Origin of the sequence: Micromonospora sp. D93 (genome assembly GCF_018070365.1) — a bacterium.
Lineage (GTDB): Bacteria > Actinomycetota > Actinomycetes > Mycobacteriales > Micromonosporaceae > Micromonospora > Micromonospora ureilytica.
In genome coordinates, this window is sequence record NZ_JAGPXW010000010.1 from 24404 (window position 1) to 37428 (window position 13025).

Annotated in this window: 13 protein-coding genes; 7 read left to right on the forward strand and 6 right to left on the reverse strand. The window is 69.9% G+C overall.

What is annotated here, in order from left to right; all coding sequences use genetic code 11:
- The first annotated feature begins 196 nt into the window (after window positions 1–196).
- Window positions 197–1633, forward strand: coding sequence for an extracellular solute-binding protein (locus tag KBX71_RS13865; protein WP_247683440.1), 1437 nt, complete (start codon window positions 197–199; stop codon window positions 1631–1633).
- Window positions 1630–3666, forward strand: coding sequence for an ABC transporter permease subunit (locus KBX71_RS13870; RefSeq protein ID WP_210818304.1), 2037 nt, complete (start codon window positions 1630–1632; stop codon window positions 3664–3666). Before KBX71_RS13865 ends, KBX71_RS13870 begins: the two co-directional genes overlap by 4 nt.
- 93 nt (window positions 3667–3759) lie before the next feature.
- On the opposite strand, the gene KBX71_RS13875 is transcribed toward KBX71_RS13870, so the two are convergent.
- The 3 genes from KBX71_RS13875 to KBX71_RS13885 form a co-directional block, all read right to left on the reverse strand.
- Window positions 3760–4371: a dihydrofolate reductase family protein gene (locus KBX71_RS13875; RefSeq protein ID WP_210818305.1), complete on the reverse strand. Its 612-nt coding sequence runs from the start codon at window positions 4369–4371 to the stop codon at window positions 3760–3762.
- A 123-nt stretch (window positions 4372–4494) separates the two neighbouring features.
- Window positions 4495–5391 (reverse strand): helix-turn-helix domain-containing GNAT family N-acetyltransferase, encoded by an 897-nt coding sequence (locus tag KBX71_RS13880; RefSeq protein ID WP_210818306.1) that lies wholly within the window; start codon window positions 5389–5391, stop codon window positions 4495–4497.
- A gap of 27 nt (window positions 5392–5418) precedes the next feature.
- Entirely contained in the window at window positions 5419–6579 is a 1161-nt protein-coding gene (locus KBX71_RS13885) for a low temperature requirement protein A (protein WP_210818307.1), read from the reverse strand.
- Between the two features lie 184 nt (window positions 6580–6763).
- On the opposite strand from KBX71_RS13885, the gene KBX71_RS13890 reads away from it, so the two are divergent.
- Window positions 6764–7228 carry a hypothetical protein gene (locus KBX71_RS13890; protein ID WP_124821741.1) on the forward strand — a complete coding sequence of 155 codons (465 nt, stop codon included), beginning with the start codon at window positions 6764–6766 and terminating at the stop codon, window positions 7226–7228.
- A gap of 54 nt (window positions 7229–7282) precedes the next feature.
- Here KBX71_RS13890 and KBX71_RS33710 read toward each other — a convergent pair whose 3' ends face one another.
- Both KBX71_RS33710 and KBX71_RS33715 read right to left on the reverse strand, forming a co-directional pair.
- The gene (locus tag KBX71_RS33710) at window positions 7283–7921 is read right to left on the reverse strand and encodes a glycosyl hydrolase family 65 protein (RefSeq protein ID WP_307847074.1); all 639 of its coding nucleotides are present in this window, start codon (window positions 7919–7921) and stop codon (window positions 7283–7285) included.
- On the reverse strand, window positions 7830–8351 hold the full coding sequence (locus KBX71_RS33715; protein ID WP_307847063.1) for a hypothetical protein: 522 nt from the start codon (window positions 8349–8351) through the stop codon (window positions 7830–7832). The genes KBX71_RS33710 and KBX71_RS33715 overlap by 92 nt, the downstream gene beginning before the upstream one ends.
- Window positions 8352–8659: 308 nt before the next feature.
- Here KBX71_RS33715 and KBX71_RS13900 point away from each other — a divergent pair, with 308 nt between their 5' ends.
- Window positions 8660–9289: a phosphatase PAP2 family protein gene (locus KBX71_RS13900; RefSeq protein WP_210818308.1), complete on the forward strand. Its 630-nt coding sequence runs from the start codon at window positions 8660–8662 to the stop codon at window positions 9287–9289.
- A gap of 131 nt (window positions 9290–9420) precedes the next feature.
- Here KBX71_RS13900 and KBX71_RS13905 read toward each other — a convergent pair whose 3' ends face one another.
- Window positions 9421–10197: an A24 family peptidase gene (locus KBX71_RS13905; protein ID WP_210818309.1), complete on the reverse strand. Its 777-nt coding sequence runs from the start codon at window positions 10195–10197 to the stop codon at window positions 9421–9423.
- Between the two features lie 743 nt (window positions 10198–10940).
- On the opposite strand from KBX71_RS13905, the gene KBX71_RS13910 reads away from it, so the two are divergent.
- From KBX71_RS13910 to KBX71_RS13920, 3 genes are read left to right on the forward strand one after another with little or no spacing between them, the layout of a single operon-like run.
- A complete protein-coding gene (locus KBX71_RS13910; RefSeq protein ID WP_247683457.1) occupies window positions 10941–11450 on the forward strand; it encodes a hypothetical protein in 510 nt (169 codons plus the stop codon).
- The gene (locus KBX71_RS13915) at window positions 11444–12367 is read left to right on the forward strand and encodes a hypothetical protein (protein WP_210818311.1); all 924 of its coding nucleotides are present in this window, start codon (window positions 11444–11446) and stop codon (window positions 12365–12367) included. Before KBX71_RS13910 ends, KBX71_RS13915 begins: the two co-directional genes overlap by 7 nt.
- Window positions 12364–13023, forward strand: a complete 660-nt coding sequence (locus tag KBX71_RS13920) for an SAF domain-containing protein (RefSeq protein ID WP_210818312.1) — start codon at window positions 12364–12366, stop codon at window positions 13021–13023. The genes KBX71_RS13915 and KBX71_RS13920 overlap by 4 nt, the downstream gene beginning before the upstream one ends.
- Window positions 13024–13025 lie beyond the last annotated feature (2 nt).

A 13025-nucleotide genomic window follows, 5' to 3' on the forward strand; every position in this document is an offset into this window, starting at 1 on the left:
TCCGACGAAGCGCGCGTGAGCGGACGTCCCACGGTGACGGGCGGGCCCGCTTACCACCGCAGGAAGCCACGAACGAACTGATCTCGACGGGCGCCCCTCGGTGGTCGCCGACAGAAACCAACTGCAACACAACCATCGCGGTGTTCGCCAGCTATGCCTTCGGCGTGCAGCCGTGCGCGGGAGAAAGAGGAGACGTATGTCCATGAAGGACAAGTCGGTGTGGTCACGGCGTGGCTTTCTGGGAGCGGGGGTGGGGGTGCTCGGCGCGGCCGGTCTGGCCGCGTGCGGGGACAGCTCCGAATCACCCAGCAAGGTGCAGCCGGAAGTTCCGCAGGAGCTGATCGACGCCGCTGCGGCGATGAAGGGCTCCTCGATGGGGATGCTGTCGCAGAAGCTCTATTCGACGGCGGCGAACGAAGCCCTCGACAGTTCGATCAAGAAGTTCGCCGACACCACCGGAACGAAGATCGAGAACAGTCTGGTCCAGGCCGACGCCGGTGACGTGGTGGCCAAGATCGACGCCGAGGTCAAGGGCGGGGTGGCCCGTGACCTGGCGTTCATGACCGACTCGCGGTTCGTCGCGCAGTTCCAGGCGCTGGGCGACCTGGAGGACGTGACGGATGTCGTCACGGCGCTGACCGCCAAGTACGGCGAGCCCTGCGCCGAGGCCAAGAACTTCTGCGTCTTCGACGGCAAGTGGTTCGCGATCCCGTACCACTTCATCGGGATCGGGTCGTTCCTGCGCAAGGACTGGATGCAGGACAAGGGCATCACCCCCAAGGACATCTACAGCTGGGAGGAACTGCGGGACCTGTGCCTGGAGATCTCCGACCCGACCAAACGCCGGTTCGGCTGGGGCATGACGGTGAACCGGTCCGGTGACGGCAACGGCATGATCGAGGCGCTGATCAACGCCTACGGCGGGTCGATCGCCTCCAACGACGGCCGCAAGGTCACGTTCAACACCCCCGAGACGGTGCAGGCGGTGACCTTCCTGGGCGACATCTACACCAATCAGAAGTACAAGCCGATGTTGCCACCGGGGATCGCGAGCTGGACCGACACCAGCAACAACGAGAACTGGCTCGCCGGGATCCTCGGCTACACCCGCAACCAGTTCAGCGTCTACGCGGACTCCAGGACCAAGAAGAACCCGGTGCACGCGAACACCCACGTGTTCTCCGACTGCATCGGGCCGGCGACCGACAATCCGCTGCTGCTCGGCCAGTCGCAGGGCTTCGTCATCTTCAAGGGCGCCAAGAACCCGGGGCTCGCCAAGCTCCTGGCGCAGTACCTGGTCAGCGCGCCCGCGCTGCTCGGGGTGGCGAAGGAGGCACCCGGCCTGGTGATGCCCGCCTGGGAGAAGGTCTGGGACGCCGACCCGTTCTTCACCAGCGGCGACCCGGCGTTCCCCATGCTGCGCAGAATCACTGAATTGAAGCTGCCGCTGAACACGAAGAACGGCCTCGCCTTCCCGCAGAAGGCCAGCGCGGGCCAGCAGGCGGTGGGTTCGGCCTACGTCCTCACCGACATGATGCAGCAGGTCGTCCAGGGCACGGCGCCGGCGCAGGCCGTGACGGCCGCCCACGCGAAGATGGTGCAGATCTTCAACCAGCAGGGGCTGCCGCAGTGAGGTCTGTCCGCCCCGCGCGGGTCCCGACGGCGAGGAAGTCCGCGCCGTCGGGACCCGGCTCTCTGACGGCGGTCCAGCGGCGGCTGGGTCGTGACTGGCGGCTGGCGGCACTGTTCCTGGCGCCGATGGCCGTGCTGGTCGGCGGGCTCGTCCTCGTGCCGATCGCCCGGTCGATCATCACCAGCACCACCGAACGGCACGGGCAAGACACCGTGTTCGTCGGCCTGGACAACTACCTCTCGCTCGTCGGCGACGACCAGTTCCACACGGGCGTGGTGAACTCGTTCGTCTTCACCGCGTACGCCGAGGTTTTCAAGGTTGTGCTGGGGTTGGCCGCCGCCCTGCTGCTGCACCACCGACGACGCGGGCGGGCCGTGCTGGCCGGGTTGCTCCTGGTGCCGTGGGTGGTGCCGACGGTGGTGACGGCGTTCAGCTGGCGTGCGCTGCTCGACCCGATCTTCGGCAGCGTCAACACGCTGCTCACCGCCAGCGGGATCGGGCCGCTGCTGGCCAGTGCTCACCTGGTCGACAGCTGGCCCGCGGGCTGGCTGTCCGACCCGTCACTGGCCATGCCGTCGGTAATCCTCGTCAACGTCTGGAAGGGAGTGCCGTTCTTCACCGTCTGTTTCCTCGCGGGGCTGAAGGCCATCCCGGCGGACCTCTACGAGGCGGCGACCATCGACGGCGCCTCGGCGTGGCAGCGGTTCAGAAGCGTGACGTTGCCCGGACTGCGTCACGTCATCACCGTGACGGTGACCCTGTCGTCGATCTGGACGTTCAACAACTTTGACCTGGTCTGGTTGCTGACGCAGGGCGGCCCGGGCGACGTGACAGCGCCGTACGTGCTCATCGCCTACTCGAAGGCGATCCTGCAGCTGCAGTACGGCGCGGGCGCGGCGGTCACGCTCGTCATGCTGCCGATCATCGGCGGGCTGGTGTTCATCCTGGTCCGTCTGTTGCGCCAGGACACCAACATCAAACTGCCCCGCCGACGCCGAGCAGCGCGGTGGATCGGCACGCAGCGGTGGGCCCCGACGGCCCGAAAGGCGCTGCCCTGGGTCATCACCGCGCTGGTCACCGGTCTGCTGGCCTGGGCGTCGCCGCACATCTTCTGGAAGGCGGCGGTGGTCCTCGGGGTGATTCTGCTGATCGCGGCCGGAGTCGGCCGGGTGGTCTCGACCCTCCAGTCACGAGGCGGACGCCGGTCGGGGTCCCTGGTGTCGGGCCTGGGGTCCTGGGTCGCGCTGGCCGGGTTGCTCCTCTTCGTGCTGGGCCCGCTGTACTGGATCGCCGTGACGGCCTTCAAGTCCGAGGGCCAGGTCGTCATGCGTACCGACGACCTGTGGCCGACGCCGTGGACCCTGGAGCAGTTCGGCGCCCTGTTCGACAACCAGCCGTTCGGCCGTTGGTACCTCAACACCCTGCTGGTGTCCGCGGCGTCCACGGCGGTGGCCCTGGTCTGCGCCGCCCTGGCGGGTTACGCGCTGGCCCGGCTGCGGTTCCGCGGAGCGCAGGGCTTCACCGTCACGGTGCTGCTCACCTACGTGATGCCGGGCGCGCTGCTGTTCATCCCGCTGTACCAGATGCTCATCGGCGCCCGGCTCACCGACTCGTTGTGGTCTCTGGTGGTGACATACCCGACCTTCACGCTGCCGTTCGCCACCTGGCTGCTGGTCGGGTACTTCTCGTCGATACCCATCGAGCTGGAGGAAGCCGCGTTGGTCGACGGTTGCAGCCGCATCCAGGCGTTCGGCAAGGTGGTGCTGCCCCTCGCCAAACCAGGGCTGCTGGCGGTCGCGCTCTTCACCCTGACCAACGCCTGGAACGAGTTCCTCTTCGCCTTCGTGTTCATCACGAAGGATGAGTACAAGACGCTCCCGGTCGGGATGCAGTCGATGATCGCCGGAGACGTCGTGCCGCAAGGACAACTCGCCGCGGCGTCGCTGCTGGTCAGCATCCCCGTGGTGATCATGTACGCCCTCGGGCAGCGCTTCCTGACCGAAGGGCTCACTGCGGGGGCGGTGAAGGGCTGATCGCACGTCGACGCCGGACGCAGTTCGCGGCGAACGGGCCGCTGGTGCCGATCGGGCACCAGCGGCCCAGCACGATGTCGTCACGGGACGTGCTCATGCAGACCCGTTTCCGGTCTCTGCGCGCGTGTAGGTGAGGAAGAGAGCGCCACTGTCCAGGACTGTGTGGTCGCTCAGGCGCCAGGTGCGGGGGGCGAAGACGGCGTCGCTGCCGAACAGCGGGATGCCAGCGCCGATGGTCAGCGGAGCGAGCTTGACGATCAGCTGATCGATCTCGGGGTACAGGGCTCCCGCCAGGGCGCCGCCGCCGATCACCCAGACGTCCTTGCCGTCGTGGCGCTTCAGCTCTCGTACCGTGGCAATGGGGTCTTGGGCCATGACCTCGACGGCCGGGTCCGGGCTGCTGCCCAGCGTGCGGGAGAACACCAGGTGGCGCAGGTGGGGGTACGCGTCGGCCACGCCGGCCTTCAGGCCCACCTCGTAGGAGTGGCGCCCTTCCAGCACAGTGTCGAACCGGCTGCCCTGGTCGGTGATGCCGAACGCCTGCCGGGCCGGACCGGGGAGGGTCTCCGGATATTCGCTGACGAGGTGGTGCAGGTAGTCCTCCGGAACCGGCCAGAACCCGTCGGGGCCGGTCGGGTCGGCGCCGTCGGGACCGGCGATGAAGCCGTCCAATGTGGTGGCGATGTAATACACGAGCTTGCGCACGACGATCTCCTCGTTCAGGCCGCCGGATGCTGTTCAGCGGCAACGTCCATCAGCCTGCCCGGCGAGGGCATCCGGCTGCTCCAGGCACCCGACCCTGCCACCTGCGGCCGATCCAGTTTCCCATCACTGCCTGAGCTGCTTCTCGAACCAGTGGTGGGCGTAGTGCTCGGTGTTGTACGCCTCGATCTCCCGGTAACCGGTTGCCCGGTACAGGGCGATCGCCTCGGTGAGGTTGCGGTTGGTGTCCAGCCGGACCGCTGTCGCGCCGTGCTCGGCGGCGTACCGTTCCAGCTCACCCAGCAGTCGCCGCCCGACGCCGAGCCCGCGTACGGTGTCGGTCACCCACACGCGTTTGACCTCGGCGGGGGCGTCGGAGTGGAGTTTGACCGCGCCGCAGCCGATCGGTTCGCTGTTGAGGGTGGCGAGCAGGAGCACCCCGTTGGGTGGGACGAGCGCTTCGTCAGGGACCGGTTTGCTCAGTGCGGGGTCGAACCCGTCGTCGAATCGTCGTGCGATGTCCCGGGCGTAGGCCCGCAGACAGGCGCGGGCTCGCGGGTCGCTCGGCGGGCACGGCTCGATGACGACCATCGAGCCGACGAGGAGCCGTTCGACCTCGGCCATGGCGGTGACGAGTCGTTCGCGGCGGTGTTCGGTGAGCGGTTCGAGGATCGAGGCGGCGAGATCGTCCGACCGCCGATCGAGGTCGGCCCACTGGGTCCGGCCGGCGTCGGTGAGCGTGGCGACGCGTACCCGGCCGTCGCCGCCGGCCTGGCCGACCGGTCCGACGGTGATGAGGTCGTCGTTCTCCAGGGTGCGCAGGAGCCGGCTGAGGTATCCGGAGTCCAGGCCGAGCCGGGCTCGTAGCGCGGCGACCTCGGCACCGGCGGGGCCGATCTCCCAGAGCAGCCGAGCCTGCCCCAGGGGACGCCCCTGGGTCATGTACTCGTCGTCGAGCGCACCCACCCGCTGGGTGACCGTCCGGTTGAACCGCCGCACGGCGGCGATGAGAGCCGAGTCCATACACCTGACTTTAGTCAGGCTTCTCGACTACGCACCAGATCGGTGGCGGTAGGACCGGATGCCGGCGTGGTCCAGGATGACCACCACGAGCGCCACCACTGTGACGACCGCGCTGACCGCCAACAGCGGCAGCCGCAGGAGGGCCGCCGCACCGCCCAGCACGAACAGGGCGGCGACCCGGGGCCAGGAGAGTCGCCGGTGGATCGCCGCCGAGAAGAGGATCCGCCCCATGAGGAACAGCGCCGGGCCGCTCAGAATGACCAGGGCCTCGGTCGTGTCACCGGTCCGCAGCGGGTGGGCGATGCTCAGCTCGGCGCCGACGGCGGTGACCACCAGCCCGGCGATCATCAGCAGGTGCAGGTATCCGGTGATCACCCCGAGCCGGGTCGGGTCGGCGTGTTCGATGGCCGGGCCCAGGCGCTGACCGGCGGGCGTGACGTAGAGCAGACCGATCAGCACCGCGATGGCGAAGACCAGCAGGAACGCGGCGGTCTGCGGGAGGGCGAGGTCGCTTTCGGCGTACGAGAGGCCGGCGACCAGGACGAGTTCGCCGAGCGCGATGATCATGATTTGTTGGTACCGCTCGGCGAAGTGCTCACCGGCGAGACGCAACTCCTGCGGCCGGGTCCGGCCCATCAGCGGAGTGGGCCAGCCGAGTCGTGGGCCGGTGAGATCGATGGCGAGGGCGAGCAACCAGAGCGGCACCCGCCACTCCGACAGCAACCCACCGGCCACCCACGGTACGGCCGAGACGCTGAACCAGCAGAGGATGCGCAGCGCCCGGCTCTGCCGTGGGTGACCGCGTAACGCGAGGACTGTGAACACGCCCCGGGCGAGGTGCACCGAGACGTACGCGCCGGCGAAGAGCAGGCCCCGCCCGTCCAACGCCTGCGGGATCGCCACCCCGGCCAGCAGGCTGCCCAGCGCGGCACCGACCAGCAGCCAGCGCACCGCCGGGCTCTCCGGGTCGTACCAGTCCGCGAACCAGGTGGTGGTCACCCAGATCCACCAGACCCCGGCCAACAGCACTGCGGTATTGAGCGCGCCGGCCAGGCTGAGGTCGTGCAACAGGTGGGCGGCCAGCTGACTGAGGGCGAGCACGAACGCCAGGTCGAAGAACAGCTCCAGGAACGAGGCGCTCAGCGGCGAGTCACCGCCCCGCAGCAGCCGTTCGGGTCTGCTCGCCATCGGCGCTCCTCCCGCCGGCGCACGCCCTGCGTCCGTCGTACCACCCGAGGCCGGCCACCGGAGGCGAAAGGGGGTCAGCCACCTCGGGGCGACGACCCACCGACCCCCCGTGTCGTTGATCTGGCTGCACCCATGGTCACCGCTGACCACGGTGGGGGCACCGACTCAACGAGGAGGGACGCCGATGACCGCTCAGCGCGAGACCGTCCAGGTCGACCACGACCTGTTCCGCGCCGTGTACGACTCGCCCGCATCACTGCCCGGCCGACACCGCTGGACCACCCCCGAGTCGGACGTCCGGCGGCTGGAGAAGCTGCTCGGCATGCCGGCACGCAGCATCGGCGCCCCGCTCTGGGTCAGCGGCGACGAACCCGACTGCCCAAAGTGCCGCCGGCGGGTCACCTGGTACGACATCGTCTCGTCGGCGCTCTCCGGCCTGCACGACAAGGCCATGATCGCCACGGTCATCCTGGGTGAGCGCAAGTACGTCAACACCGAGATCCCGGATGCCATCGCCGGGGTGCGCTGCTCCGACTGTCACACAGCGATCGACGGTCTGCGCAGCTTCAAGTGCCACAACTGGGCGTACGCCTTCGAGGCGCTGGAGGCCGTCCGCGAGCGGATGGCCGGCGGTCTCGCACCGACCTGAGCCGCGGTCGGCCGGCGCCGGAGCCGCGGTGGCCCCTGAGCCGGTCGAGGCGGCTCAGTCGGCCGAGCGACGGGTGGGGCGGCGGCCGGGCGGGCAGGGTGGTTCCGGGCCGGGGTCGGGCACCTGCGGCATCGGCCGGATGACCGGCTCGGCGCCGGTGACCCGCAGCGACTCGCCGTGGTGCCACAGCTCGACCTCGGCATCTCCGGCGGCGTCGGGCAGCTCGTAGCGGGCCTCCACCGGAGTCAACGTGACCCGCAGGCGGTGGCCGCGCCAGCGCAGGCTGAACGCCAACCGGTCGATCCGTCGCGGCAGCCGGGGGTCGAAGGAGGGCACCGCGCGGTCGTCGCGCAGCCCACCGAAGCCCTGCACCAGCGCCAACCACGCGCCGGCCAGCGAGGCAAGGTGCAGCCCGTCGGCGGTCTTGTCGCCCAGGTCGGCCAGGTCCTGCAGGACCGACTCGGCGAACAGGTCGTACGCCAGGTCCAGGTGCCCGACCTCGGCGGCCAGCACGGCCTGCGGGGCCGCCGACAGCGACGAGTCGCGGACCGTGCAGGCCTGGTAGTAGGCCAGGTTGCGGGCCTTCTCGTCGGCGGTGAACTCACCTGGGCAGAGCTGCATGGCCAGCACCAGATCTGCCTGCTTGACCACCTGCTTGCGGTACAGCTCCAGGTACGGGAAGTGCAGCAGCAGCGGGTAGTCGTCGTCGCCGGTGTTCGCGAAGTCCCACTCTGGTTGCTCGGTGAAACTCGTAGGCGGCGAACTTCGTCAGCCGCAACCGCTCCCGCCGGTGCAGGCGACCCGTCACTGTCAGCCGTACCCGGTCCGGGGTGCAGTCACCTGTGGTGGTCACCGTGCCCGGCCCCTCCAGCAGGTGACTGACCGCGACCGCGACGCGCTGACCGCTGCGCCCGGTGCGGTGCACAAGCACCCTGTCGAGGCCAGTCGCACGGTACGTCTCGGCGGTCAGCGGGTCGGTGGGCACCGAGGCGGCCCGAGGGCCGTCCGAACGCTCCGGCACCTTCTCGTTGGCCAGCAGATCCGAGCAGACCCGCAGCTCGACGGCGGCGTCCAACGGCTCGACCTCGTACCGGACGGCGGCCACCGGGCGACGCCGATCCACCCGTTGCCCAACGCGAAGATCGACTCGGTTTCGCCGAGCCGGTCCAGGTCGGCCTCCGTACGCCTGATTCGCCAGGTCTCGTCATCCGCCGTTCCGGCGGTGGACTGCTGTTGATCGGTGGCCGAACCGGTCTGCACGAAGCCTCCTGTCGATGTCGACGTCCTGCGACCAGCCAACCAGAGCCGGCTGTGCGAATCCTGGACGAAGGTCGAGAGGACCGCCCGGCCTTCGACAGCGGCGGTGCCCTGTGCCGCGTTCGTAGGGTGTCCTCCAGGTGAACAGGGTATGAACGTGAAGTGAGGTGATGCATGGTCGACAACGGCAGCATGGACGTTCCGGAGATCAGCGCCGAGTGGTACAGCGACGTCGTCGACGCCGCCGCCGGCAGCCCAGAGCCGGTGCAGTGGTTCGTCGGACACGCCACCGAGGGGGTGATCCTGCTACTCGGCGCGCTGCTGGTGATGGCCGCGCTGAGCCGCCGCTCCGGCGGCCCGCACGACCGGGCACTCGCCCTGGTCGCGCCGCTGCCGGCCCTCCTGGCGTACGTGGGCAGTGAGTTCTTCAAGACCGTGGTGGACGAGGAGCGGCCCTGCCGGACGATCGGTCGGGAGATCATCGCGGGTGCCTGCCCACCTCCGGGCGACTGGTCGTTCCCCAGCAACCACGCCACCATCGCCGGCGCGCTGGCGGTCACCACGTTGCTGCTCAACCGCCGTCTTGGCGTGGTCGCGTTGCCACTGGCCGCGCTCGGCGCCTTCTCCCGGGTCTTCGTGGGCGTGCACTACCCGCACGACGTGATCGCGGGTGTGCTGTTCGGTGCCCTGGTCGCCGTGGTGGTCACCCCGTTGCTGGCCCGCCCGACCAGCGAGGTGCTCCGCCGCCGGGCCAACCGCCCCGACAGCCCGGCCCCCAAACTGGCCAGCCGCTCCCGCCCCTAACCCGACCCCGCCCCGCCCCGCCCCGCCACGCCCCGCCACGCCCCGCCGATCTTGCACTTTCGGTTGTCGATATGAGTGGGATGCCCCTTATGCCGGGACAGAAAGTGCAAGATCGACGCGGCGGGGGGCGGTCAGAGTGCCCAGAGGACGGCAGCCGTTGTGCCGAGCAGCAGGAACGGGCCGAACGGCAGGTGGGTGCTCCAGCTGGCGCGGCGCGTGGCCAGCAGGCCCAGACTCACCAGGGCGGAGAGCCCGAAGGTGAGCAGCAGCCCGAACGCCAGCACCGGCCAGCCGTACCAGCCGAGCAGCGCACCGACGCTGAGCGCCAGCTTGGCGTCGCCCAGCCCGAAGCCGCGCCGGCCGAGCAGCACCGCGGTGCTGGCGAAGAAGAGCGCCAGCCCAGTGCCGCCGATGACGGCCCGCAGCCAGTGCCCCGGGTCGGCGTCGAGCGCTGCCACGCCGAGCAGCAGCCAGGTCCCGACCGCGGCGGGCAGCGTGAGCCGATCCGGCAACCGGCGCACGGCCAGGTCGACGAGGACCGCCGGGATCGTCCAGCCGAGCCACCAGATCAGCGCCGGCAGCGCCCCGCCCGACGGGCCGGCGAACGCCAGTAGCACCACCGCCGCAAGCACGGCCAACTCGACTGTGCCCGGCGGTGGGCCGACCCGGGCGCGGCAGCGACCGCAGCGGGCCGCCGGGCCCAGCGCCGGCCAGGGGCGGGTCAGGCCGATCGGCGCGCCGCAGGCGTCGCAGCCGCTCCGGTTGGGCAGACCCGGGGGTACGGCGTAGCGCAACGCCGCCAACCGCATCAGCGGGCTGATCGTGAGGATCGCGAACACTGACGAAAGCCGGGTACGCGCCACCGCCGAGGCGAGTCCCGCTGGTCGTTCGCGCCGTGGAGCAGGCATTGCCTGGCCGGTGGGTTCGGTCGTACCGCCGGACGGCGGGGGCGCCGGGCTCCGATCGGGCGGGTCTTCCCGACCGGGGACGGCCGCAGGGGGTCCGGTCAGCGCCATGTTCCCTCCCTTGCGGCCAGGTGCTCCTCCGCGATGGCGAACACGGATCGTGATTGAACGCTCGCGACGGTGTAGCGGATGGCGCAGAAACCGACCTGCCCACCCGAGCCGGCAAGGGTGCTCTCGACCGCTTCCGAGCTTGGCGAGGCGGTCCGCCGATCGGCCGACGACCCCGTTCGAATGCCGGGATGAGGCCGCGATGTCCCACTCCCGCGACCGATGGCGAGACTCCGGCGAGCCCAACCGGCGCGGCCACGCCCCATCAATAACGACAGTTCGCTCGACCATTGCCCGGGGCGCAGTGTGGACACCCGCCACCACCACCTGTCATCACGCAGAGTGTTCACTTGAATTGCCTCTGTTGCATCGGCGAGCGTCAGCTTATGCTCGCCCCTTGGGTGTGACGCAAGCCTCACCTTCACCATCGGACGACACAGGACCCCTGATTTGCAAAAGATCCGTAACGGTGAATGCAGAAGCGCAATGAACGGCTCCGGATGTGCTGATCCGGGCGCGCTTCCGCATGCCCGACGGCAGTGAACCGTCACCGCCCCGGGCGACCACGAGGAGGCTCGACGGTGCGCGGACGGCAGCTCAGAAGAGCGGCAATCTGCCTGCTGGTGGGCGTGGTGGCGATGCCCGTCACCGCCTGCGCCAGCGGACGGGAAGCGGTCGAACGGCCGACGGTAGCCCGCGACGACGAACAACGGATCGATCCCGACGTCGAACGGCGTGCTGCCGAAAAGGCGGCACTTGACGCGTACTCCGGGTATCTCGCGGCCTCGCGCACGGCGGGCCTACGCAGTGATCCGCGTTCACCGGAACTGTCCCGATTCCTCGGTGATCCACTTTTGACTCGGGTCCGGGCGTCCATTCGTGAGGCTAAGGAGCACGGCGCTATGCGTACCGGGACGTTCAAGTCCGACCCGACCGTGACCGCCGTCAGCCTGGACGCGAAGCCGGCCACCGTGGAGATCCAGGACTGCCTGGACACGAGCGGCTACCGGCTGGTCTACGCCAAGGACAAACGCTCGGTCCCGGGCAGCGGTGGCGGCAGACACCTTTCCACCGCCACCGCGACCCGCTATCCCGACGGTCGCTGGCTGATCAACTACGGCGCGACGCACCGGGACCAGCCGTGCTGAGCGGGGTCGCGACAACCCGACGGGCGCTCGCCGGGATCGGCCTCGCGCTCCTGCTGGTAGTCGGTGCGGCCCCGCCGGCCGCCGCGGCCCTGCGGGCCGACCCGGGAGCGGGCTGCCCACCCGACCAACCCGACTGCAGCGTCTGGGACGACGAGCCCGGTAAACCGGGCGATCCCGGCGGCGGCGGGGACGACGGTGGGGATGACGGTAGCGGCGGGGGTGGGGGCGTCTGCCAGTGGAACGGGCGGACCATCCCCTGCTACGACGAGGACCTGGGCTGGTTCAACAACGGCGACGGGTGCTACTACAAGCTTTCCGAGGGAACGGTTGAGCCCCCCGAGGGCGAGCAGTGGTATCTGCAAACCTGCAACGGCGGCGACCTCGGTACCCAGGTAATGGTGACGCTGGCCGATCCGCCGCCCGGCTTCGGCGCGCCGCCAGACCCCGAGGAGCTGGCCCGTCGCGCCCTGGCGTCGATCAGTCTGCTGCCGGCACCGCTGAGGATGGCACCCCGCAAGAGCATCGGCCCCGGTCTGGTCGGCCTACCTGTGTGGATGTGGGCGGCGCGGAGCACCAGCTACTTCGGCCCGCTGACCGCGTCCGCGTCAGACCGGGGCGTGACCGTCTCCATCGAGGCGAAGGTCAACCGGATCGTCTGGGACATGGGCAACGGGGACGAGGTCCCCTGCGAAACGGCCGGCACGCCGTACGACTCGAAGGGCAATCGAGCCGGCGAGACCTCCCCGGACTGCGGCTACGACAAGGGCTACCAGAAGGCCGGCACCTACCGGGTCACCGCCACCACCCACTGGAAGGTGACCTGGCACGGCGGTGGCGAGAGCGGAGAAATCCTGGTGACCCGTAACAGCGGCAACGTTCCGATCCAGATCAACGAACTCCAGGTGGTCACCAGATGAGCCTCGCGACGCGCAACGGGACCGGGTCGGTGGACGCCCCCGTCAACCCGCCCACTGTGGTCCGCCAGCGCCGGATCCGTCCCGGGCTGCTCGGTCTCGCCGTCCTCCTGATCGCCCTGGGCGGGCTGGGCGCGGCGTTCGCTGTCACCTCGGTTCGGGCCACCGGCAGCTACCTGGCGGTGGCCCGCCCGGTGGAGGTGGGCCGCGAGATCAGCGCAGCCGACCTGGTGACCGTGCAGGTCGCCGGCGGCCAGGGGCTACGCCCGGTGCCCGCCGGACGCCTCAACGAGGTGGTCGGCAAACGGGCCGCGGTCGCGCTGCTTCCGGGCACGCTGCTCACCCTGGGACAGGTCACCGACGATCCGCTGCTCGGCCCCGGCCAGCAGCAGATCGCGCTCGGCCTGGAGACCGCCCAGGTGCCGGCCCGCGAACTGCACCCCGGTGACAAGGTCCTGCTGGTCAGCACTCCGGACGACAACGCCGACGGAGACGCGGCCACCGCCGGCACCAGGTTCACGGCCACCGTCATCGACATGGTCAGCCCGGCCAACGACGACAAGGTCCTGTACCTGGCCCTGCTCACCCGTGACGTGCCCGCGGTGGTGGCGCTCGCCGCACAGGAACGGCTCGCCGTCGTGCTGACCGAGGCGGCCTGAGC